Origin of the sequence: Methanococcoides vulcani (assembly GCF_900111645.1) — an archaeon.
Lineage (GTDB): Archaea > Halobacteriota > Methanosarcinia > Methanosarcinales > Methanosarcinaceae > Methanococcoides > Methanococcoides vulcani.
This window is the reverse complement of record NZ_FOHQ01000006.1, coordinates 153891-178754: the sequence shown is the minus strand read 5'-3', so window position 1 is coordinate 178754 and position 24864 is coordinate 153891. Positions and strand designations below refer to the sequence as shown.

Here is a 24864-nt window from a genome sequence, read left to right as displayed (position 1 = left end):
CAGCCGAAAAGAAAGGAATGGATGCTGATGACACGACCATCATCATGAGCGATATATCAAAAAAAGCAATGGAGCTTACAAAAGATGTTATCATGGAATTGCTTGAGAACAAAATTCAAGATGAAGAAAAAAGGAAGTCCGTTGCTCAAAAACTATTAAGTGGAGAGATGATACATGTCACTCCGATCTCTGCAAAAGAGGCTATTGAACTGGGTCTGCCGGTCAGCACTAAATTGCCTTCAGAAGTCCATGATTTCATGAAGTTTTTCAGGTCTGCAAAGATGAGCGTGGAATATATTGAGTAAATTAATTTTTTGAAAATGGAAAAACAGCTGGTTAAGATCATGCATGTGCATGCTCTTGAATTGCCTGTCCACCCTGTTCCAGATAAAGTACGTTTATCTGCGAACCCAAGATGCTTAAGTTCTTTTACTATGAACCCAACCTATAATGGGGGATAATAGTGATTAGAGAAGCAATGCTCTATGACAAGCTTGACAATAATAAGGTCAAGTGCAAAGTATGCAATCACAGATGCACCATAGCATCCGGTAAGAGAGGGTTTTGCAGGGTAAGGGAGAACCGCAATGGTACGCTCTACACTCTGATATACAACACAGTATCCAGCGAAGCTGTAGATCCTATAGAGAAGAAACCCCTTTTCCATTTCTATCCAGGCTCACGTTCATACTCACTGGGGACGATAGGGTGCAATTTCAGATGCAAGCACTGCCAGAACTGGATGATATCCCAGGCAGACCTTGAGGGAGCAGTTACTTTCGAGATACCACCAGAGACAGCAGTGGACAGGGCTCTGGCAACCGGCTCAAGGACCATTGCATGGACATACAACGAACCCACAATCTGGCATGAATATACCTATGATAGTGCAAAACTTGCAAAGGAAGCAGGGCTTGCAACTGTGTATGTTACAAATGGTTATATAACTCCGGAAGCGCTGAAGCATATCTCACCCTATCTGGATGCCTTTAGAGTGGACATAAAGGCATTCACAGAGGAGTTCTACAGGGAGGTTACAAGGGCAAAACTCGCACCTGTACTTGAGTCCTCAAAGGTTGCAAAGGAACTGGGAATGCACATAGAAGTGATCAACCTTATTATCCCAACAAAGAACGATTCGCCGGATGAGATCCGCGAGCTTTCAAAGTGGGTGCATGATAACCTGGGGCCGGATACACCTATCCATTTCACACGTTTCCATCCCCAGTATAAGACACTGGAGCTTCCACCCACACCTGTCAAGACTCTTGAGATGGCACATGAGATCGCAACGGATGAGGGTATGAGGTTTGTATACATTGGAAATGTATACGGTCATAAGTATGAGAATACGTATTGTCCAAATTGCGGGGAGCTGCTCATAAAAAGAGATGGTTTTTCCATCGTGGACTACAGGATAACGCCATTAAAGAAATGTCCAATCTGTGGCGAGAATATCCCGATAGTAGGAGAATATCCCGAAAGCGAGCAACCATAGATTTGATACCGAGATAAAGGCTGTTACCTACAATGAATTGAAAATAGAAGAAGATTCGAACGGCTGGGTTATGCAAGTCGTTGTGGATATTTAGATATTCCAAATATTAAACTCCAACAAACTTGTGCATATTCGGCTATACTTGCATTCATTAAATTTAGGTTCAGGTAGTATTTAATAAAAAAATGCGGCGAAGGGAAAATTAACATGCAAGAAGGAACCGAGATTGAAATTTTAGATATACTCACAAAAATAAATGACAATACCTGGGAAGTACCGAAGAGTTACAAACCATTTATGAGAGTCCCTGGTCGCATTTTTGTATCAGAAACCCTGCTTCACGATCTTGATAAAGGAACTATCAACCAGATTGCAAATGTTGCGTCACTACCCGGAATCCAGAAATACTCGATGGCAATGCCTGATGTGCATCTTGGATACGGTTTTCCAATTGGTGGTGTTGCAGCGTTTGATAAGGAAGAAGGTGTAATCAGTCCGGGTGGGGTTGGGTTTGACATCAACTGTGGTGTTCGTCTTATTCGCACAAATCTGCACAAAGAAGATGTGCGCCCACATATGAAAGAACTGGTGGGTGAACTTTTCCGTGCAGTTCCATCGGGTGTTGGTTCAAAGAGTCGCATCCGTGTATCGGACAGCGAACTGGATGATGCTTTCACGCACGGTTCCAGATGGGCAGTTGAGTCAGGATATGGGGTCAAAGCCGATGTCGAACACTGTGAAGGCAGAGGTTGCATCGAGGGCGCAGACCCCTCAAAGGTGAGCGAGAAAGCACGCAGTCGCGGAAAACCGCAGATTGGTACACTTGGAAGCGGCAATCATTTCCTTGAAGTGCAGTATGTGGATGAAATATACGATAGCAAAGTTGCATCATCCTTTGGCCTTGAAGAAGGGCAGGTGACGGTTATGATCCACTGTGGTTCTCGCGGAGCAGGACATCAGATATGCTCTGACTACCTGCGCGTACTTTTGCAGGCAGTGAAAAAGTATGGTATAGATCTGCCTAGCAAACAGCTTGCCTGTGCGCCTGCACAATCCCCTGAGGCCCAGGACTACTTCAAAGCAATGGCTTGTGCTGCCAATTATGCATGGGTAAACAGACAGGTCATAACTCACTGGACGCGGGAGGTATTCGAACGTTTCTTTGGCAGGGATATGGACGATCTTGGTATGGATTTGGTGTATGATGTTGCCCACAACGTTGCAAAATTGGAGGAACACATAATCGATGGAATGAAAAAAGAAGTTTATGTGCACAGAAAAGGTGCAACCCGGGCTTTCCCACCTGGTCACCATGATTTGCCAGATGCCTACAAAGCTGTTGGGCAGCCTGTTCTTATCCCTGGCAGCATGGGTACCCCTTCTTATGTTCTACACGGAACAGAAGCGGGGATGGGTGTCGCTTTTGGAAGTGCATGTCACGGAGCAGGACGTGTGATGAGTCGGGGTCATGCAAAGCATGAATTTTTCGGAAAAAGAGTGAAGGAAAACCTTGAAGCAAGAGGAATTACAGTTAAAGCTACGCGTCCGTCGGTTATCGCTGAAGAGGCACCTGGTGCATATAAATCAAGCAGTGAAGTGGTGGATGTGGTGCACAATCTGGAAATCGCCAAAAAAGTTGCAAGGGTCTTGCCAATGGGGGTTGCAAAAGGTTAATCGAAAAGCAACCTCTTCAGCAGATATGATTTTGGGAGTGATAAAAAAGAGTATTGAGGAAACAGGTATATTTGGATGGGTTTTACCATGCTGATCCTCATAAGCATGGTACTGAGCAAACTTTGTCTTTACACCGACAAATACTGCCAAAGGGTTCTGTTTTTCTATCAATTTTAAGTCGAATCAATCGATGGATTTGAAGTTAATTAATGTCCGAATTAACGTAAAATTTATCAAAAATTTGTATGTTTTCATATTAAATAAATGGCTCTCTGTTTTTTAAGGAATTCTTACGATGCACAGTTTTAGCCATCTCGCAGTGAACTACCACCGATCAAAATCGGATGGCTTCCTGCTTCAAAGAACACCCGCTGAGTTCTACACAGGCTTTAAATCGGACAGTCCCTGCCCTACATACCGTTAGAATCAAAGGATTCTATAAATCTCCTTCGAAAAACAACTTTAGGATTGCTAAATAAAGAGTTTATTGAAACATTCTGTGGTATATTTAAGGACGTGGAAGAATATGGATTTGAAATTTCCGAAATAATTACAGAGATAAAAAACCCTGCGATTCAAGTAATTCCAATTACCATATTCACATAACAATTTTTTTTAAAAACATTTAAAACTCGCATACATTATATATTTTTGAACAGTTCCGTTTTTTAACGTTACCTATATCCCCGCATAGCAAGTCGATGAAGCTTCGCTCAATGGCTGCAAGCTAGCGTTTCTCGACAGGTCGCTTATAGACAATGCGGCCTATACACGACATTATGGCTTAGATATTCCTTCGGATCTTGATAATGCATGCAGGAATGCTTGCTATACTAAGGGGTTCTTCCTCGAGCAGGTCAGGTCTTTCGAGAATAATAATGTAAGAAAAGAGGATGACATGGAAGCAAAGGCTCTCTCAAAGATAATCTTTGAGACTTATGGGCTATTCGGTTATGAAGTTGTCAAGGTTCCTGATATGGGAGCACCAGCAAAGAGATTGGATTTAATACTCGAGATTCTTTCCCTTTTTTGACCTATTAGAAATTCAAAATTGCCAAGCAAATTCCTTCTTTATGTAATCACTTGCACGTAGAGGATCACGATATGCCCTGATGTCATATTCATCCATCATCTTCCCTGAGCTGAAGTCAGTTAAATTCAGGTTTGCTGTGTTTTTCATGATATGGATATATTCTTTTGGAAGTTCCATTGGGCTTCTGTCTTTGTTATAATATTTAGGCATGATCAGATTTTTCAGAAGAGAAAATAAGGCATTTGCATCTTCATCCCAACGTACGTCCCAATCAAGACTTTCTGGATTGTATGGACCTATGATAAAACCATTCACACCATTTATGATTGCTTCACGAGCACCACCATCGGCGGTGGTTGCGCATGGTACCCCGTCTGTTTTCATGTATGATGTCCCACAGGCTTCCTTATAGATGAATGGTGTGTTGAGCCAAAGATCGCTACCTGATGTCATCTTTTTTGCGATCTGTATGTTATAATTAGGGATATATACTCCCTGGATGTCATCGCTTATGACTGATAAGTTGTCCTTTATGTTCTGGATTATGCATTTACCGCCGTCATCTTTAGGGTGTGCCTTGCCGGCAAACACCAGCTGTATAGGGCCTACATCTTTTGCTATGTCGCATAGCTTGTTGATATCATAGAACAATAGGTTTGAACGCTTGTATTGTGCTGCACGTCTCGCAAAACCTATCGTGAAAGTATTATAATTCAGTTCTGCTTCAGGAATTGTATCGTTTGCGTAATCGATAAGATTTTTCTTTTCAGTATTGTGGGCTGCCCAGATCTCTTCATCTGGTATTCTAGAGCATGGATCTTTCATACGTAGAGTTCCTGTTTTCCAATCACCTGGCAATGTCTCAAAATACTTATCGTAAAGTTTTCGGAATGAATCGGATGTCCATCTATAGCTGTGGACGCCGTTTGTTATCGAATGTATGTTGTATTCAGGGAACATTTCACGGCTTACGTACTTATGTATCTTTGAGACAGCATTTATGAATCCGCTGTAGTCCATACCAAGACGGGTCGTGTTCAACTTATCATAATTATAATTTATTGCATCTCTTGGAAGTGTCTCATCGCCGTAGATTAGCCTTTCTACAAGTTCGCGGTCGAACTGGTCATGACCTGCAGGTACGGGTGTGTGTGTCGTAAAGATGCATTTTGACTTGAGGTAGTCCTGGAGTGTCAATCCTCTTTCTCTCAGTTCTTCTTCTTTGTTTTTGTTATTGTTCAGAAGTTCAAGAACCATAAGGGCTGAATGACCTTCATTCATGTGATATTTCTTTATATTGGTGAAGCCTAATGCTTCAAGCATACGGATACCGCCTATGCCGAGTACGATCTCCTGAGCCAGCCTGTATTCCCGTTCGCTTCCATAGCCGTCAGGCTTGCAGCCATAAAGACGACTGGTAATGCTCCCGTATAAGTCATTTTCATCTAGATTCGTGTCTAGCAGTATGACAGGGACTGCATTTCTGCCATCGACGCTCTTGACATCGTATTGCCAGGCAGATACTGTGACATCACTGTCTCCGACTCTTACATTTACTTTCTTGTTGAGTCTTTTGAAGTAATCCTTCGGGTTCCAATCCACGATGCTCTCGCACTGAAATCCTTCCTCGTTGAATGACTGGTTGAAGAATCCGCCTGAATAGCATGGGATTACTGCGACCATGGGGATCCCGAGGTCTGCAGCGCTCATTATCGTGTCGCCTGAAAGGATGCCCAGCCCGCCGCTATATAGGGGCAATAGGCCGTCAGGATCGATTGCTGCTTCCATCGAGAAATAAGCTATTTCTATATCTTTCCAGTCATAGGCAAAAGGGTTCATCAGGTCCTGATTGTTAATTCTGTCTGCCGTTAGGTTCATCCAATCACCGAACTATCTTTTAATCACATGAGAATAATAATCAATAGCTATTAATTATTTGATTGCCGAACTATTAAAACTATCTGTCGTTTTCAAGAGATTATCAAATTAGCTTTTCGCTTTAAAAGCGTAACTCTTTTTTCAAGACGACTGGCATCACTTTGAGCATCGCTTATGCATTACATTTATATGGTAGAAAATGTGCCAGTCCATGAAATATTATTACGATGTTTCGGACGGAATCTGTACCAGAGATTCAATTGCTAACTATCTGAACACAGACAACGTATCAATATGCCAATTTTTGTATTTCTTAGATATCGATGACATTGCTTCTTATGTTGAAAGGTAACTATTCAGCCATCCTCGCGTTTTTGATATAAACTTAGAATACTCAACACCATTCCATCAGTGCTTGATATTGATTTTACCAAAAAACAATATACTATGCCTCTATTTTAGTCACTCCCTGAAATTCAACCTGGTTTTTACCAGGCACGAGGTGATTGATTACGAAACGCAAAGAAATCCTAGCAGTTTATGAACAAGGTCCAGAAGCAGTTGTTACTCTTGTCACCACGTTATACGACATAATTGCTGAACAACAAAAGATCATCGAGTTACAGGCTGCTAGAATAACAGAACTCGAAGAACGAGTTAAAAAATTGGAAGACCAACTCAAGAAAAACAGTCGTAATAGTAGTAAACCACCTTCGACTGACGTTTTTGTTCATGAGAAGTCAAACCCAAAAAGCAGACGAAAAAAGAGTGGAAAGAAACAAGGTGGTCAGAAAGGCCATCCTGGAACCACGCTCAGAATGGTAGATGATCCTGATGAAATTGTACTTCATGAAGTACACAAATGTAGCAATTGCGAGAGTTCACTTGAAGATCTGAAGACCAAGGATCATGAAAAAAGACAGGTGTTTGACATACCACCCATTAAACTTAGAGTGACCGAACATCGTGCTGAAATTAAGACATGTCCTCATTGTGGTTGTAAGAATAAAGCTATTTTTCCAGAAGGGATCAAACAATCTGTACAATATGGTTCACGTCTGACATCTTTGTCAGTCTATCTACATGACTATCAGTTGATTCCCTATGAACGCAGTTGTGAATTGTTATCCGATGTTTGTGGGTGTGAGATAAGTCCTGCTACTTTGATCAGAGCAGAAAAAACATGTTTTGAACAACTGGAAGATTTTGAACAACATATCAAGGACCTCCTGAAACAATCCTACGTTATCAACTGTGATGAAACTGGTATGAGGGTAGAAGGAAAAAGGCAGTGGCTTCATGTTGCTTGCACGGATAAAATGACCTGTTATTACCCTCATCAAAAAAGAGGCTCTGAAGCAATGAATACCATGGGTATTTTACCTGATTTTAATGGCATAGTAGTTCATGATTTCTGGAAACCATATTACAAGTATGACTGCAATCATTCGATCTGTAATGCTCATTTATTGCGAGAACTAACCGGTATAAGTGAGAATGATGAACAACTGTGGTCGAAAGATATGGGTGATCTGCTCATCAATATCAAATCCTCTGTAGATAAAGTCCGAGAAATATCTAGGAACCTGAAACCAGAGATGATAAAAGAGTTCGAAGATTGTTATAATCGTATAGTTCATACGGGGTTGGAAGAGAATCCTCCTCTCCAAATACAATCAAAGAAACGTGGAAGAAATAAACAAACCACGGCAAAAAATCTGCTGGATAGGTTTATTGGTTACAAAAATGACATTCTCAGGTTTATGCACGATTTGAAAGTTCCATTTGAGAACAATCTTGCAGAAAGAGATGTGAGGATGGTGAAAGTACAACAGAAGATATCAGGCACGTTCCGAAGTGTGCAAGGAGCTCTAATTTTCTGTCGGCTAAGAAGCTACATTTCTACTGTTAAGAAGAATCATCTTTCTGTAATGGATGCAATTCAAGATGCAATTGCTGGAAAGCCATTTGTTCCAACAATTGTTTGATTTTAGGATTGCAAATTAATTTTGTGTATTATAGTCGGTCATACAGAATTGACGATAGGTAGGCTGAATAGTTACAAAATGGAAATAAATGGTTGTATGAATAGCCTCATTTCTATTCAAACAAAATATCTTGATCTTCAGGAACTATTAATCGAGAACAGGGGATCTGCATGGAAATTCTGAAGATATTATTAAATGAAATGTTTCAATACATCATTAATTTCGATATATGAAATTACTCGCCAGTCAGAATTCATTATAACTTCAGATTCGTAATCAATATTTAACCATTCCCAAACTTCTTCAACTCTGACATTATGCGGCAATTGTTTATTTGAGAGGGGGCGATTTAATATTTTTTCAATTTTACCTAGAATGTTAAGATCAGTATTTAATAATATTTTCAGCATGCTTTTATTGAAGTTGATTAACCATAGGGGTTTGTTGTCTACATTGTCTGGAAGGCGAATGTACCATTCATTGATCTTAATTTTTTTGGGATTCTCTGCATACTGTTGATTAAGAAGGGAAATAATTGAGTATCTAACTGCACCACCAAAATGAAAAACATATTGATGTCCCTCGATTCTTACAATTGGCCATACGTTCTCTGCAACCCCTAAATATCGTTTTAATGCCGCAGGTTGACTAGAATGTATATGATGCGAGAAAGCGTTATAACTCCAGTTTCCACTGAAGTCCTGATCTTTCAAAATATCTCTAACTTCAATTGCCTTTTCTTTCCATTTACAAACCTTAAGGGATTTTCCTCCTATATTGACCCCATTACCTCCACGAAAGACTACGTCACTGGCTATTGTTTGACCACTATCAATATCTACGACCTTCATACCACTACTTTTTTCAATTGTGGAATGAATATTCCCCATCCGACGTGCCTGCTTCCACCAATATTCTCCGAGTTTAACGATATTATTTGAGATATATAGTTCCTCATCTTGAATCATTTCATTCAAAATTGAATTGAATATATCTTTGTCTATCAATGAAGCATTAAAAAGACTTTTAAGAGATTCTTCACTTCTACTATTTGAAGGAGCCTGAAACAGATATGATGCTATTTGCTGTTTAACAACAGTATAATTAGGACCAGTAACTCCATTACCTAACCATCCATCACGAGCAGCATCAATCATAGCGTTTTGAATAATAAAATCTGCAACCGATTCTGCGCATACCAACACACGTGTAATATTTGTACGACGATTTCCTCGTCCTATTCGTTGCAACAATGAAGAAATATCAGGGGCAGGCCCATCTAAAACAATTAGGTCTATATCCCCGATGTCAACTCCTATTTCCAAAGTTGATGTAGCACACAATACAATTTTTCCTTTATTTTTTACACGCTCTTCTGCAGATTCACGTTCACCTTTACTGAGACTCCCATGATGGGCATATACTTCATATCCAACATCATGGAGTTCTGTCTTAAAATATGCTGCCAGCTCATCGACTCTTTTTCTGGAGTTTGAAAATACAATCAACTTCTCGTTTTCATATCGGTTTTTTAGATAAGTTGTGAGAGCAGATTTTACTCCAGTATTTGAAGATGGGGGATTAATAGTTTCAATTGTTCTTCTTTTGGAACATTCGATATATTTCACATCGTCAGGAAAGTATTCATGAAGAACACTTTCTGGATTTGAAACTGTAGCGCTTAATCCAATGATTTGAAGATTTGAATCGCGACTCCATCTTTTTTCTTTTGCAAATATACGTAATTTCTTAAGACGTGCAAGAAGCCATTTAATTTGTTCTCCTCTTGGAGTACCATGCAACAAATGTATTTCGTCTAGCACTACAGCAACAACGTTAGCTAAGTCATGCCCTAAAGCGTCTTCACGCTTATTTCTACACAAGAGACTGTCAAAGGATTCCGGAGTAGTGATCAGAACATGTGGTAATTGCTTCAAATTGTCACGATGGTCACCGGTTCTTCTTTTTAGACGAAGATTTAGTCTCTGTGTTGGTCCAAGTAAACGGTAATAAAGATCATTAACCAATGCCTTCGTGGGCGATATATACAATATGGTCCACGGTGTCTTTTTCTTCAAATTTCTTTCGATAAGAGGTGCACAAGCTGCTTCAGTCTTTCCAGATGCCGTTCCGGAAACAATGAGAGCACTATTTCCATTAATAATTTCAATTATCGCATGCCTTTGCACGGGAGTAAAGCGTCCAAATGATTGGAAAAACGCATAATGTGTTTGTGGAAGGAACTTTACAAGTTGACAATCAAGTTCGTAATCCTTACTAATATCGAAAGTTTGTTCTTTTTGCTCCATATCAATCTCATAGAACTTATATATGAATTAAATATCAGTTCCAAATGGTGGTCCATATAATGAATCCAACAAGCCAATATATTGTTTCATAAAACTTCGTATACCTCCACTATCATACAAATCCATTTTGTCAATTTCTGAGTCGAGACGAGAAACAATATCCAAATCGGAATAATGGTTACAAGAATAGCTTTCTTTATAAATTTCATGAATTCTCTTTGCAACTGAAACTTGCTCAGAACTATTTGAATTCCATTCTTCAAATGCTTGTATAGTATATGTTTTCCCATCTGAACCATCAACCAAAATATCAATTAATTCTTTCAACTCAGATACTTCTTCGGGAACTGTGGCAAAATAGATTCCTAATGATGAGTTTGGATATTCTGTAGAGCCTACTAGATACTTTGACAAAAGATTCAAGGTGTCTTTCGCCCTTATTTTGTCTTTAGGTGCTAATAAAGCAGATTCCACTTCGAATTCATCAATGGTGACAATTAGTCCTTTATATCCTGCAAGTGTTGCAACAATAGCAGTACCTACTATGCACTCAACAAAATCACGTGGCCTATCAACCACTGTTTTTCCAATCATGGGATAAAGACGTATGCTCCAAGGATGAATTCTATCTTTAGTTGCTTCTACGATATCCGCTTTGACTTCAGTGGCAGTCATTTCATCACTACATGTTAATACCAAATCCAGTAGATAATCAAGATGTTCAATATACCCATAACTCTCGAGACGCTGTATCAAGTTATACATAATTTCGATTCTGTCGTTTTTGTTAACACCATGTGGCACAACAGTTGGAGCTGAAGAACCTTTATAGATGGCTTTGAGATACAGATTCAAAAGAGGCATCACTGGTTTTAAGTTCTTTCCAGAAAGTGCGTTCAGTAGACTGTAGAGAAAGGACTGTGGATTTGAGAGACTGACTCTATTTCCATCCACTTCAACTCTTGCAACTAGATACCCTTCTCTCATAGCAAGATGCCTGATAACAGACATTGTATGGCTTTTTCCCTCTCCAAATCGACCAACTATTTGATGTACCACTTGATTTCTGGATTGATTTGAATCAGGAAATGTAGAAAGCATCCATTTTTCAAGATCTTCAAATCCAAATGTCAATTGCTCAATATATTCATTTGGCACAAGCCCAAACCTTAGAGAATCGATACACTTTTGCTTATGAATTTTTGTATTCATTAAGTCTTTTGTTCTCATTGGAATTTTTTGTGGTTTATCGAAACGAATGACTTTTTTAGATACATCCTCAGGAGTAATTAAGGTTGATATTGATGATATTGGTAATGGAATTTTTTGGCCTTGTAGAGGTCCAGATTCAAGAATAACGTAAACTTCCTTTTTTCTTATATGAGAAATAGTTGCTGGACCATATTCGGTCTTTACATGTTCTCCTTCCTTTGGATACTCTCCCATGATTATACCTCATCATCAAAACCAGAACTTATGGGAATATCAGTGATTTCGGGGATTTTCAAAATACCCGTATCATAAAGGTTCATCAGCAGATTGCATGTTGCTTTAATCATTTGTCTTCTATCACTTATGCTAATATCATCCTCCACACACCTAACAGCTAATGTCCCAATGTTTTTGAAAACGTCATCTTTTGGCACATTAATTTCCGATCCAACTGAAGAATAAAAAAGATCCACTAATTTATTCCCCATTGCTTTCAATTCATTTATTATTTCATCTTTTGACATGTTTTCTGGTCTTCTGATATTGATAGTAGTCACACGTGTGTAACCATTTTCAAAACTCATGTTTTTCCCAGGATCTTGAACTCTCTGCTGGAGTGCGGGGAAATTCATCATCTCCTCTAAAATGTTGGGTGTAATGGCATAAAGAACCAAAACAGACCCCCCCTTTAGTTTGTTTACCGAATTAATGTCAGACTGTAAGAGTGAGAAAAGCTGGCTTTTTTTTGTTTTACCTATATCAAATCCCTGTTCTGCTTCATCAAAAGCAACTACAGTTCCTGAGAATCCTGCTTTTGTTATGAGTTTGTAAAGGGAGAGATTAATCTGACTTGCAGTTAGATTTAGATCTTTCTTTGTCATTGGAGGAACATTGAGTTGTTTTGCAATGGCCTTATTATCTATTTCACCACCCATCCACCTGCACGCGTTATCAAACTTATCGTTATCTTGTTTGAGATAAGCATCAAATGCTTGGAACGCAACTCTTCCGAACATATCTAGCTCAAAATCAGATTGCTCTAAACCATCAACCCAATATCTTAAGAGGTTGGAAGCTTGTTCTTCTGATTGATGACATTGATCAAGAGTTGCTTCCTCAATACGCTTCCAACATGAAATCATAAGGTTCTTAATACCTTTTCCTGCATTTTTGTCAGGAGGACGAATTTGTCTTGCAACCTCTCTGTATATTGAAAAATTACTGGTTACATCGACATCTTTAGTTAGTGCAACAGTTGACGTGACACAACCAATGCCCCTAGCAACTTCAGTAAGCTGATTTATAAAATGAGACTTTCCTGAACCAAATGGGCCAACCACAAATTTTTCAGATGAACCTTTTCTTCTGAATCTTTTTTCCAGATATACTTCTTTAATTCTCTGTATATACTCATCGTTCCCAATCCCAAAAAGAGTGCATCCATCTTCTGGTGCAGTCCCATTTTCAGACATTTGATCAATTAGGTCAATAATTTCTACAGTTTTTACGTCTCGGCTTGCGTCTAATAAAGCTTCCTGCCTAACAGGTTCTTTATTTAATTCTTCGGATTTGTCACTAATATCTTCAGTCCACTCCGAGAGATTTAATCCAGCTACGATTTCATCCATATCTGTTGTAAATAATGTATATCCAGAATATATTGATCCCAGTTTTTTCATTAGATTCTCTGCAGTAACGATATCGAACCATTTTACAGCATCTTTGTTAATCTGACCATCAGGATAGCAGCTCCCTTTCTTGAAATAACCCCATGAATTAATTTTCCAAAGATCTTTTTCCTCAATACGTGGAAAGTGTTCTTCCCTTATTTTTTCTAATTTGCTGAACAGATCTGTTCGATGACTTTTCAATTGCTGAAATAAGTTTTTGTTCAGATTTACTTCATCTGGGGTTTTGACGATCCAATCTCCATTTTCAGATCCAATGATCTCACCTTCATAATTCTTTGTTTCAAGGATTACTGGTCCCTTTTTGGTCAAAAGAATACAGTCGATTTCCCCATTTGAGACGAGTACATTTGTGAGTATATACATATCCTCTTCATACTCTTTTTGAATAATATTAATAATTTCCTTCAATTGTTTATATTCGTGTTCGAAATCAGTTTTTTTGCCATAGAACAATTTCACACTCATTCTAATCCTCCTATTTAGCAATTATTTTGCTAATTTTTAGTAATGATTTCTAATGATAATTTATTTTAAAGAGGTGACTACAATTGAATCGACATTCAAACTCTGTACTCGTCAATTCTATCGACCGCACAAGTTGTCAACGCTCTGATAATCGCTCTTTTATATTCATCACCGGCCCAGTTTTGAAGTTCCTGCCTCCCTATTGTTTGAAAATCATTTTCAATATCATCCGTATTACCACCACAATATTCAACCAGACTTTTGAATTTATTTATGGCATGTTCAAGAAACAACTCCCTCTGATTAAGCGGATTTTCCACATTTAAAAAGTAAGAATTAACTGCATTCACTGGTAAAATCGGAGATCTCCACGACATTTTTGTAGCATCATTCCACTGAACTTCCAACCGCTGCCCAAGCGCAGGATAACAATCAATACAGTCCCTTATAAAATTCGGTAAAACTGCGAATGTGGCAACTGTTCCAGCAATTTCACCAGAGGAACAGGAATCAATGAAGCGGCGAATAAGATTCGCTGCAACGGTAACTCTCTTAGGGATAGGTTTTCTTGATGATGTCCAGGATCTATCCGTTTCATCAAAAAGAAGGATTGTTCCTTTTAGCCCAAGATAATAGAATGAGTTCAGCACGGTGTTGAGAACTTGTTCAGCATTATTTTTTGATAACGATTTTTTTACTCTTTTTAATCCAGCTTCTTTCAGTTCATACACTCTAACTTTTTCACCTAATAGATAGCGGCGTAATGTATACCATGCATTATCATCAAGCAAAGATCGGCTAATAGCATACTGGATAGCATTTTGAAAGCAGGCGTGTTGCAACTGGATTTCTTTATAATCATCTCTATGGAGGAACTCATTGTGCTCAAGTGCCTCCAGAATTTCAGGGAAGCGGCGAATAATCCTATTATCGTATTTTATATAGCAATTTTCAAGAATGTGTTTAGTAATTTGGTCCCATTCCCCAAAACTCAAATCATGTTTAAGATCAATATGACATACTACAAACCCATTTTCCAGTGCACGATCTTCTATCAACTGAAGAATGTGTGTCTTTCCAGATCCATAAGATCCTTCAAAAAAACGGCAAGTAGATCCTCCGCTGGAGACAAAATTATCTAAGATCTCATTTTCGATATAATCTATAAATTGTTCACTTCCAACATCAATAACGCTTGCTGCCCCAGGTTTTGGATCTCCCGTTTCAGACAGAGAGAACAGTATATCATAAACAGCATCTGGATCGGGTAATGGTCTGTTCCCCATTAAATATCTCCTCTTCCACTAACATAACAAATCTTTTTGTACACTGATTTGGGGTCAAGGCCGTTTAGCACTACACCAATCTTTTCGGTCTCAGACTGACTTCCTATTTCAAAGGATAATCTTTTTTCATCAGGGAGTGAATGATACATATGTCGGTATCGATCAAGATTATAAACAAATGCCCAGTCTGGCAGATATATCTCCTTTAACTTTGTATTGAATTTTTTTCTACCTATAATCTGCTGACGGAAGAGTTCAACAAGTGTTTCGGAATACAAGTCATTAATAGGAACGAGAGACGGATTTGCTTTATTTGTTTTTTCACGAGTATAGCGGATATTTTTGTATGCTCTAAGGAATATATCTGCAAGAATATCTTCTGGAATTTCAGCAGATTTTAGCTTATCAAGCGCCTCTATTTCATATTTATTGACATCTTCAACCGTAACTACAGGTTTCCATGGAATTAAAACTATTTTATTGAACAAAAAGCGAATTTTTGCTATTTCTGGTTTTGTTTCAATTTGAAGACAACCAACACGCACAATTGTAGTGTCAATGATCTGGTATCTTTTCGGGGTTTCATTAAGGGATTGTAGATACTTATTGAATGTTCTCGGAAATGAAATTGATCTCTGTTGTTTTGATTTTTCAATAAATTGTTCCATCCGTCTGCCTATTTCTTCAACGGATCTCTTAACATCTTCTCCTTTAGGGATTTTCTTATGGTATTTTTCAAGGTTTTCAATAAATTCTGCGTCTTTTGGATTGATTTTTTTAACATCTTCAAAACTTTTAGATAACCTTAAAGCTTCCTTTTTTATTAGATTAAACTCTTCCAATTCATTGAGATTAGCATTCGAATTCATAGCTATTCCTTCATTTATCAATAACTTTCCTTGAGCAGCATGGCACCCACTTCAAGGTTCGAGCTTTCACAGATGAAAGCTCCTTGACATCAAATTCCTTGAAAATAACTTCTCTGACGTCTTCTATTGTCCGATCGTCTCGTTTAGCAAGCATGATTTTTAATTGTTCCTTCCGTTTATCAGCAATTCATTTCTTTTCGCTTTTTCAGACCCAAATCCCATTTATATCTCTTGATATTGCTGAAGAAACTTATCAGTATCACCGATACCTTCAGGTAGGGACTCATGTTTTTGATCCTTTGACCTAGGTCGGCACTCCATTTTCATTTCTTGAAGAACCAAACGATCATCGATTTCTGTTGGGATATTATCTATTACTCTTATCGCCCTTGCTTTCGATGGACGAATATTCAAAAATTGGTATCCCATTGTGAGATCGAATAAACTGTTTCTTGCTACTTCCAGCTCTTTATTAACAGTACCCATATAGTTGCCCTTCTAAAAATCTGATGAAGTTATATTTATAGTTTTTTGAACAGTATTTTTTTTCATCTGACAACTATGAACCCTTCTATTAATCAAAACCTCATCCTTTAAGCAATTGCTGTGAGATAGTGAACTAGAATATTTGGAAATTTTATGTTGTAAATACAAGTGGTCCTTCCGGAGAAGTGAAAAAGACAGATAACTCAAAATTACCATTGGAAGTTCCCTATTTTAGCGCCAATTTTCAATAAAATTGACTTCGTAACAGGCACTATTTATTTGAATAAACAAGTTAATAATGATTTAATAGTGGGGTGTTATTGTGGATCAAGAGCGTATAATTGAAAAAATGGAAGAACGGTTATCTAATTACAAAAAATTTGAACAAATGATACAATTGCACCTTCGTGTAAATTACTTTTCTTTTGTTTACCAGTCTTTTTACAATCAAATTGGGTACGACAATAATGAGAAAAAAAGATTCACATCTAATGAATTTCAAAAATTTGTAATTAATACCAATTTTTTAGATCTCATTAACGAAATTTATAGAACACGTTTATCAAAAAAAGGGATCAAGATCATCAGTGAACGTTTACAAGAAGTTGAACATTTTGATGACTACTATAATGCAATAAGTATTTTTGAAGCTTGTAATCCAACAAAATATGCTAATGGTAATCTAAAATCTAAAAATGCATTTAGTTTTGGGACAAAAGTACTCCACTTTTATGATCCAAAACACAATCCTATTCTTGATTCTGAAGTTAGAAAGAATTTGGGTATAAAAGTAGAGATGAATAAATCTCTTTGTATAGAATTTAGAGAAGCAGCTAATTCTTTTGTTAAAAAGCATAGAGATTATTTTGATAAATTTTATGAATCAGATACTATTGCTCAAGAATTGGAAAAAAGACACATGAATATAAATTTCTCAAACATGGAAATATTGGACATGGCGTTATATGAACCTGAAAATAAATTGACTATATAAACTAAAGAGAGAAATCAAAATGTATCGTGAATGTGGCATAAACTGCATGGACCAAAAAAAGATATCAGATTGAAATTGGAAAAGATGTAAGTCGCTTTTTCGATGAAAGTAATGTTTGATTTTGAGTCATCGAATGAAAATGAAGAGTAAGATAAGGCGTGAAGTTATTATTCTCAATATATTCAATCTAATGGGGGAGATTAAATGGGTAAATACTCAAAACTTGGTATTCATTTGAAAAATAGTGAAAAAACAATCTTGAAGCTCACTTTTGATGAAGTAGAAAGCATTTTAGGATTTCCTTTACCTAAGTCCGCAAGAACTTACCAAGCTTGGTGGGCCAATAATGCCGATTCACATACACATGCTCTCGATGGATGGTTGGCTATGGGCTGGAAAGCAAGAGTAGACTTAATAAAACAGACTGTTATTTTCACCAAAAAAGAAAAATCAACAGCAATTCAACAAAATTAAACGAATGCACACACACAGAAATCGCCTTCAATCTCTCCCTCAGAATTTGAAGAAAAAGCTCGCATATTTATGTCAAAATACTATTCAAAACAATTGACATCTGGGAAATATCCAGGTGTTCCCAAGATATTTGACATGCTATCCTCTGATAATGAAGTTGTTGGTGATGCTAAATTTTATACAATGGTTCGTGGAAATGCTCTTCCTCCCGCAAAATTTTCTACCATCGCAGAACATGTATGGCTTTTAGAGAAAACTAAAGCTAAACATAAATTCGTGATATTTGGAAATGATAAACGTGTTCCAGAAAAGGTTCAAAAGATATGGAAACCTTGTAAATGGAATTGACTTTTTCTTTTATGACACAAGAAATCAAAAAATAGAACGCCTGAATAGAAATCAATATTGAATATTATTTTTTGAACTTTTCTTGCTGATGAAGAATCTAAATCTAAAAATAATACCATCGAATTACCCCATACCGATTTGACAAATAAAACCAGCGATAATCTTAAAATAAATAATCAGAGAGCTGGCCTTCTATCCAATCGGAATGTTGTTTCTATAGTAATACCAAAGGTCTTACGATTGATTCATATGTTAACGTTTTTGACAGCATCAATCATAGCTCTTTGAGTTTTATTTCGCTCTTTTTTCGCAAATTCTGTGAAATCGTAATCAAGGATTCTAAAGGAGTACTTAAATAACCTCATTGTTACCATCCCTTCAAAAGGTGCTGTTTCTTCTCATGATTATCAAGCACTTTTGTACAGGACTCCCAATTTACAGGTTCGATAACATCATATCTCATTTCAAATGGATGCTTCGGAGGTATAGCATCAATGGTTTTCGTTGCATCATCGATCTTATTCAATGCAACATCGACCCAGACATCTTCAAGCACATCAGGAATCTGTCCAAAGAGTGAGTTGATCTTTTCAAGCCTATCTGAGAGAAGTTCGTGCACTCTGTCTTCTACTGAACCTTTATAACGCATATTGTAGATCCACACATCATCATAGACCTGACCAATACGCTGAATCCTTCCCTTTCTCTGTTCAAGTCTTGTAGGGTTCCATGGCAAGTCAAGGTTAATGAGTGAACCAAGTGTTTGAAGGTTCAGACCCTCACTTGCTGCATCTGTTCCAAGTAACAATTTAATTGTACCTTTACGCACAAGTTCCTTAATCTCTTCACGGGATGCTCGCATGAAGGCTCCGTTTTCTATAATTCCTGAGCGATTGCTTCCTGCATATATCCCTATAGTCTCATCGGTCAGTTCTTCCTTTAGTTTGTCGGCAAGCCACTTTATCGAATCATAGTACTGTGAAAAGATAATGCATCCACGGTCAAGCCATCCGTCATTCTTTAGAATTTCCAATATTTTTTCGTATTTTGGATCATTATCCATATGTTCTTCAATGATTTGAGAGAATCTGGTTAATAGACTTCTTTCCGCATCAGACATGCTTTCAAAGAGTTCGCTTCTCTGGACATCTTCTTCCTCTTCTTCAGAATCAAATTCTGAATCCTTACGAACTCCAAGCATTTTGTTTGCGGTTACTTTACCTGAATATAATGTACTTCCAACGCGCTTTAGAAGAAGGGTTTTTAAGAATCCGGTACCTTTTGCCCTTTCACCAAGCAACTGACAGAACTCTTCTGCAGCCTTATACGCATCCTGAAGATATGTCGGGAGAGGAATTGCATCCTTGTCACCCTCTCCAAAAAGTTTAACTTCTATCTTCTGCAAGTATGGTTCCCCTGTTTCAGGGTTCTTAGTGTTTTCAAGGAAATCCCTTGTTCTTCTTATTATGTGTCTGATGTAAGGATTATGATTCTGGAAAAAGTCTTGTTTCATCCTTTCCAGTCTGGACCTGTCTGGATGGCTGAGATCCAGCCACATTGATGGTTGAATTACTGCTACAGAATCTCCAACTGAGAGAGAACGTCTGAGGATAGCATAATCCATATCTTCCGAAGCTGGTGGTAATGGGTTTGCGATCCATTTGAAGAGTTCGTTTTCTGTATCCTGAATTGTTCTGTTCCCCTGGATTATGTCCAATGATTCAAATGCTTCAGCTCTCCATTTGCTGAATTTGTTTCCCAGAACAGATTCATTTCTCCCACCTGCAAGTATGGATAAAAGGTCATATGCTTCGATGGGGTAGAGCTGTACAGGTGTTGCAGTTGCCAGAAGCATGCTTTTTGTGTTCCCTGCTATTTCCAGGAGAAAAGCAAGAAGGTTGTTCGGTTCTGCTTTCTCATTCTCATGTGTATGACCGAGATTCTTCCTTCTGGCCTTGTGAGATTCATCAACTATGATGCAGTCGTATCGCTTTGATTTTAGCAAATCAGGTATGTTCGACCTTTCGTTTCCATAAGCATGAATTATCAGGCCATAAGAGAGTATGCCAATCCTACGAGGGCATTTCAGTATACCTTCCTCACCATATTTGGGGTATTCAACGCCTTCTTCATCCACCCACCTCCCATTATCCCATACTGCAGAAGGAAGATCCAGATGCTCTTTCATCTCATCCTGCCACTGCCATCTTAGAGTTGCAGGTGTAAGTATCAATATGGGCTTGTCTCCGGTAAGAGCGATCAACTCTGCTGTCATTGCTAGTTGTAGTGTCTTACCAAGTCCCACCATATCTGCAAGAACAAAACGTGCTCCGTGGTTTGTTTGATGTGCCTTGAAAGCAAGGTCAATGAAATACTTTTGATGTTCCCAGAGACCAAACTCTTTCCTGTATACCGGACTTTCCACAATTGCTGAAGCAGGATCTGGTTGTTTTTGCCATTCGACAATTGATGGTATTACTTCACGTCTTGCTATCCTTCCGATATCTTCAATGATGAAATCTGCAAGCACTTTATAGTCCGGATGGTTCCATAAAGCATCGAACTCTTCCTGAACCCAGTCTACAGCATCATCCGAATCATCTTCCCAGACAAGTTCATAATTGCGTTTCCAGGCAGATAACGTCTCGTTCGTACTTCCCATAAACGCAGTTTTTGTTCCGTCTGCTTTTGTTATGACTCCGGCTTTGCCATGGATGAGTCCGAATGTTTTGTCAGGAAGTACCCGCACCTGAAGTTTTCCTGACTTCAGATACTGATAAAGTTTTGCAAATCTGCCACGCGCTTCTTCAGCAACCTTTTCTGGTTCTTCTGCACACCACTCTTTTCGTATAGCTGCAAGAGCTGCACGAGCAGTCTTTACATCCTCAGGTTCAAGTTGTGAATTGCATACGACACGGACAGGCCCTTCAACCGAATCCAGTGCCTCACCTGCAACTTCAAGTATGGAAGAGCTGAAATAGCCTGCAATCCTGTCGTACTTCTTAGCACCTTCAAGGCGCTTGTTCAGGAATGTTGCATCCAGTGGTTCCCGGCGGGATGAGAAGCGTTTGATCAATAGTAATCTTCTCCTGCATATTCTGCTTCATATTCATACTTTGCTGACAAACTTTCATCAATTCCAGTGCTAATTCCTTCAAGCATCAATGAGAGCCAATCAACAACAGATGAAAAGCTAGAGATATTAAAAACGCGAATCGAATTATCAGACAGAAATTCGTTACCTTTTTTATCTACAGGATAACGGAAAGACTGCGCTTTACCATCTTTAGCTATTTCTTTTATAAAGTGGTCCATAGTCTGGTAGTCTTTTTTTATATCATCTGGTAACTCAGAATACTTTTCCCAACCTTCCATTTTCTTCAAAATGCTTTTGCATTCATTCCACAATTGATTTAAGTCATGAATATTTGGATAACCTGTATTTTCATTAATTAATGCCCTACCATTGATTATGATGTCTTTCATTCTTAGTTCTAGGTAATGATAAAAAAGATAAAATATTGGATATCCAAAGGTGTCATATGTGAAATCGTCTCTTTTAGCAACTTCAATTAGCTTTTTAGATGCTTCCAAATAACCAATTGAGTATGCATTCCAAAGATTTACTGTTCCACCTTTGCCACCATTATACACATAACCAGCTTGTCTCCACTTATCTTCCCATTTACCGTCTGGTTCATATAACTTCAAAGAACGGTCAGGTCTTTTTGGAAGTTCAAAATCAGACATGATCCTGCTCCACAACAACTGACAGCAGCTTTGCAGCCTTTGAGTCTTCCTGCCACTGCTCCATGGAATAGTTCATTCCAAGCGAAGCGAAGTACCTGAGCAATTCCACGATTTCCTTCCTCTTCTCCCAGTAGCCCGGATACTCACGAATCCATGCTTTGCCTGCAGCAGTATCATCTTCCTGCTTCGTCTGGCGGATGGCAAATAGTATGTTCCTTACAAGGGATGCTGAGAAACCCTCCCCCCCAACATCACGATCCTTGAACTCCGAAGCTGTCTTGAGCCTTGTCATGTTCGCTTTCTTGCTCTGCTGCAGGTTCTTATACTCACGGATACCAAAACCGCGTGCAAGTTCCTGATATGCGCCAGTTCTGTATTCCCCATGGCTTTCAAGCTCAAGCCCCTTAAGGTAGAACCTTTCCTCAGGCATGAGTTGCTTCCACACCCATGAGTCGATACCTGCAGGCACAAGATAATCACAGGCAATCTTCACTGCATTCTCAATGACCCCTTCCAGTGGATTCTTCTCATTCTTCCCCCTGGAACGGCTTAATTCGCGTTCAATGTCAATGTCCTCTATCTGTTTATAACGAGTAAGTACGCGTAGAGCCGCTGCATAAGCTGCAAGCTGGTAGTCAGTATCACCAAAGTTTGGGTCTTCCTTGTCATCGATCTCTAACATGGAATTAAGTTGCTTTTTAACTTCCTCTTCAACTTCGGGAAAAATTTCATCAAGGAAAGCAACGTCATCTGAGGTCTGCTTGCGGAGGACAAGTAGAACAGTTCCTTGGACGTAGTTACCAGCTTTTAATGCAGTGTCAGTTTCTGTGGAAATACACCATGCAGCTGTGACCTGCAAACCTGCTGCCCATAGAATCATTGCGAGATCAGCCCATACATTTGCGTCCTGATGGGTGAACATCACGATCTGTGCACCCATTTCGGGCATGTGATTGGTAAGGTTTCTATAAACATCAACCATGCTCTTTCTGAATTCTTCGTCGGAACCTTTAATAGCCAGTGCTCGCTTTGAATCAGTATACCATTCTGGGAATAATTCTTTCAGTGGTTTTTCATACCAGGCAAGGAAAAATTCTGATAATTCATGATATATTATTGCATCTGCATAAGGTGGATCTGTAATCCAAAAATCACAGTTTATATTAACAGAATTTGCCTCATTTGGAATTATTGTTTGGTCTCCAAAAATGTGTATATTTTTCTTTTTTGAAGGTCCTACAACATCTAATGTACGTGTACAATAGTCGTACATAGTCTTAAAGGATTGATTTGAAAAAACAGTACCATGCCCTTCTTTTGATTTATGTGGATTCCAAACTAAAGAACGACAACCAATTCCTTTTATATCAGCCAGTTTTCCGATTTCCAATAAATTGTATACAACTACTTCCTTTGGCTCACTTACGAATTTAGTTTGTATTAATTGGTTAAAGCAGCCTAAAATTAAAAGTTGTCTTGGATTAAACAAGTGATGCCAATAGGTCCAACCCCTCGTTCTAATAGGTTCATTAGTTTTATCTCCCTCTTGAATAATCCTACTTGGCAAATATCCTTTTTGCTGCCATTTTACTAATCTTTCTTTTAATAACGCAACTACTTGTTTTTCTCTTTCCAAGTCGTATTCATCTGGTATCATATAATGCTTTTTTGCATGTATAATCCCATGCGTCTCATATTCCTCTATCCATCGAATACAATAAAGGCGCTCCTGAAATATATCATCGGGGAGTGGGATTATGTCTTCTTTGTTCCATAAGCGCAAACCACCTTCATGATCACGTCGAATCCTACTCATCTTAATAGGAGATTGGTGTCCAATACAGTCTATATTAGGACAAACAACTTTACTATTTTTTACTGTTCCTGATGATTTTGCCTCAGTAACTTCTTTTAGTGTAACTCCTTCCCTTACTTTAATGTGAAAGTTTTTATGTTGAGTATTGGGTTCAAGCTCAATAATTGTATGTGTTTTTCCACCAATTAAACGCGAAGAAAGAAGTGGAATTTTCCATCCGCATTCTGGACAGACAACTTCATTACAGTACAAATAAGCATCTGCACGCCATCCTTTTTCATTATACTCAATACCCCATTCTTTTAGCTGAGAATCTACTGCATCATATATTTCTTTCTGAGATTTTATTACTTTTGAAGTAATTTCATCTCCGCCACCTATTATGTTTAATGAGGACCATGTAAGAAGTACTGAAATTGGATTTAAATCTGATCCAAAAACATTACAACCAATCCTAGCAGCCTCAAATGGGACACTGCCCCCCCCACAAAAACAATCTCCTACAGATGGGGGTGCTCCAAACTGTCTTATTCCAAGCTCCTCAATAAGTTCGGGGATCGTAGAGGAATTTGTTCCTAGATGTTCATTTATTTTCTTCCAAGATTTTGGCGAAGGACCATCAATCTCTTCCGGACGGAAACAGTACTTGAGTCGCACATCGTATCCCATGCGCATGAAAACAAAACGTTGTAGTTCTTCCTTTTCCTCACGTGAAAATCCACTGCGTAGTTTCCCATTGTCGAAATATTTTGCTTTTTCGCGGGATGAAAGATATTTTTGCAATTCATTGGCAGGTATAGACGATTTTTTTCTCTGCCACATACCTTCATCGTCCATAGTCAGAAGTTTGAGGAAAATCTCACGATCCCTTGCAGGATTATCCGTTGCTGGCAGAAGTAAACCAAATAACGCTGCTCTTATAAGAATCAGCGGTTTCCGTCCCCACCATTTACCAAGAGACGTTAGAGTTTGCCCCCCTCCTGCTTTCCTCTCCTTGTAACTCTCTTTTGAAACCTTGGAAACAGGAAATTGTGATTCAATGAACGACTTTTTAAAAGGAATGCTATCAACTGACATGTTATCTCCAGATATC

The 24864-nt window shown here is 38.5% G+C and carries 19 protein-coding genes and 3 pseudogenes; 11 read left to right on the top strand and 11 right to left on the bottom strand.

All coding sequences use genetic code 11. From position 1 onward, the window contains the following. From BMX02_RS09585 to BMX02_RS11950, 6 genes and pseudogenes are all read left to right on the top strand, one after another. The coding region (locus BMX02_RS09585; RefSeq protein ID WP_449288728.1) for an SDH family Clp fold serine proteinase at nt 1-305 on the top strand (305 nt) is incomplete at its 5' end. A gap of 158 nt (nt 306-463) precedes the next feature. Next, nucleotides 464-1498: an AmmeMemoRadiSam system radical SAM enzyme gene (amrS, locus tag BMX02_RS09580; RefSeq protein ID WP_091690467.1), complete on the top strand. Its 1035-nt coding sequence runs from the start codon at nt 464-466 to the stop codon at nt 1496-1498. Further along, nucleotides 1491-1592: pseudogene (locus tag BMX02_RS09575) on the top strand (archease); the annotation flags it as partial. The gene amrS and the pseudogene BMX02_RS09575, both read left to right, overlap by 8 nt. 113 nt (nt 1593-1705) lie before the next feature. Next, nucleotides 1706-3172, top strand: coding sequence for an RtcB family protein (locus BMX02_RS09570; protein WP_091690466.1), 1467 nt, complete (start codon nt 1706-1708; stop codon nt 3170-3172). Nucleotides 3173-3640: 468 nt separating this feature from the next. Further along, nucleotides 3641-3778 carry a hypothetical protein gene (locus BMX02_RS11955; protein WP_177165263.1) on the top strand — a complete coding sequence of 46 codons (138 nt, stop codon included), beginning with the start codon at nt 3641-3643 and terminating at the stop codon, nt 3776-3778. Between the two features lie 109 nt (nt 3779-3887). Beyond that, a pseudogene (locus BMX02_RS11950) lies at nt 3888-4205 on the top strand (AAA family ATPase); the annotation flags it as partial. A gap of 12 nt (nt 4206-4217) precedes the next feature. On the opposite strand, the gene glgP reads toward BMX02_RS11950, so the two are convergent. Next, a complete protein-coding gene (glgP, locus tag BMX02_RS09560; protein WP_091690464.1) occupies nt 4218-6083 on the bottom strand; it encodes an alpha-glucan family phosphorylase in 1866 nt (621 codons plus the stop codon). Nucleotides 6084-6282: 199 nt separating this feature from the next. On the opposite strand from glgP, the pseudogene BMX02_RS11685 reads away from it, so the two are divergent. Beyond that, nucleotides 6283-6429 (top strand): annotated as a pseudogene (locus BMX02_RS11685) (ISNCY family transposase); the annotation flags it as partial. A 163-nt stretch (nt 6430-6592) separates the two neighbouring features. Next, a complete protein-coding gene (tnpC, locus tag BMX02_RS09555; RefSeq protein ID WP_177165265.1) occupies nt 6593-8071 on the top strand; it encodes an IS66 family transposase in 1479 nt (492 codons plus the stop codon). 191 nt (nt 8072-8262) lie between these two features. Here the strand turns inward: tnpC and BMX02_RS09550 are convergent, their stop codons facing one another. From BMX02_RS09550 to BMX02_RS09525, 7 genes are all read right to left on the bottom strand, one after another. Further along, the gene (locus BMX02_RS09550) at nt 8263-10380 is read right to left on the bottom strand and encodes a DEAD/DEAH box helicase (protein ID WP_091690462.1); all 2118 of its coding nucleotides are present in this window, start codon (nt 10378-10380) and stop codon (nt 8263-8265) included. 27 nt (nt 10381-10407) lie between these two features. Next, nucleotides 10408-11826, bottom strand: coding sequence for a BREX system ATP-binding domain-containing protein (locus tag BMX02_RS09545; RefSeq protein WP_091690461.1), 1419 nt, complete (start codon nt 11824-11826; stop codon nt 10408-10410). A gap of 2 nt (nt 11827-11828) precedes the next feature. Continuing rightward, nucleotides 11829-13748 (bottom strand): BREX system ATP-binding domain-containing protein, encoded by a 1920-nt coding sequence (locus BMX02_RS09540; protein WP_091690460.1) that lies wholly within the window; start codon nt 13746-13748, stop codon nt 11829-11831. Nucleotides 13749-13843: 95 nt separating this feature from the next. Next, entirely contained in the window at nt 13844-15034 is a 1191-nt protein-coding gene (locus tag BMX02_RS09535; RefSeq protein ID WP_091690459.1) for a BREX system ATP-binding domain-containing protein, read from the bottom strand. Next, nucleotides 15034-15924, bottom strand: coding sequence for a hypothetical protein (locus BMX02_RS09530; RefSeq protein WP_135644101.1), 891 nt, complete (start codon nt 15922-15924; stop codon nt 15034-15036). Before BMX02_RS09530 ends, BMX02_RS09535 begins: the two co-directional genes overlap by 1 nt. Then, entirely contained in the window at nt 15914-16057 is a 144-nt protein-coding gene (locus BMX02_RS11945) for a hypothetical protein (protein WP_177165262.1), read from the bottom strand. The genes BMX02_RS09530 and BMX02_RS11945 overlap by 11 nt, the downstream gene beginning before the upstream one ends. 68 nt (nt 16058-16125) lie before the next feature. Beyond that, nucleotides 16126-16389, bottom strand: a complete 264-nt coding sequence (locus BMX02_RS09525; RefSeq protein ID WP_091690457.1) for a hypothetical protein — start codon at nt 16387-16389, stop codon at nt 16126-16128. Nucleotides 16390-16711: 322 nt separating this feature from the next. Here BMX02_RS09525 and BMX02_RS09520 point away from each other — a divergent pair, with 322 nt between their 5' ends. The 3 genes from BMX02_RS09520 (at nt 16712) to BMX02_RS09510 (ending at nt 18205) form a co-directional block, all read left to right on the top strand. Beyond that, nucleotides 16712-17383, top strand: a complete 672-nt coding sequence (locus BMX02_RS09520; RefSeq protein WP_091690456.1) for a hypothetical protein — start codon at nt 16712-16714, stop codon at nt 17381-17383. Between the two features lie 204 nt (nt 17384-17587). Then, nucleotides 17588-17857 (top strand): DUF7662 domain-containing protein, encoded by a 270-nt coding sequence (locus tag BMX02_RS09515; protein WP_091690455.1) that lies wholly within the window; start codon nt 17588-17590, stop codon nt 17855-17857. A 69-nt stretch (nt 17858-17926) separates the two neighbouring features. After that, nucleotides 17927-18205, top strand: coding sequence for a hypothetical protein (locus BMX02_RS09510; protein ID WP_091690454.1), 279 nt, complete (start codon nt 17927-17929; stop codon nt 18203-18205). Between the two features lie 367 nt (nt 18206-18572). Here BMX02_RS09510 and BMX02_RS09505 read toward each other — a convergent pair whose 3' ends face one another. Genes BMX02_RS09505 through BMX02_RS09495 form a run of 3 tightly spaced genes read right to left on the bottom strand, consistent with a single transcriptional unit; the run spans nt 18573 to nt 24848 of the window. Beyond that, entirely contained in the window at nt 18573-21281 is a 2709-nt protein-coding gene (locus BMX02_RS09505) for a phospholipase D-like domain-containing anti-phage protein (RefSeq protein WP_091690453.1), read from the bottom strand. Further along, nucleotides 21278-21955, bottom strand: a complete 678-nt coding sequence (locus BMX02_RS09500) for a hypothetical protein (protein ID WP_091690452.1) — start codon at nt 21953-21955, stop codon at nt 21278-21280. The genes BMX02_RS09505 and BMX02_RS09500 overlap by 4 nt, the downstream gene beginning before the upstream one ends. Further along, a complete protein-coding gene (locus BMX02_RS09495) occupies nt 21948-24848 on the bottom strand; it encodes an anti-phage-associated DUF1156 domain-containing protein (RefSeq protein WP_091690451.1) in 2901 nt (966 codons plus the stop codon). Before BMX02_RS09495 ends, BMX02_RS09500 begins: the two co-directional genes overlap by 8 nt. Between the last annotated feature and the right edge of the window lie 16 nt (nt 24849-24864).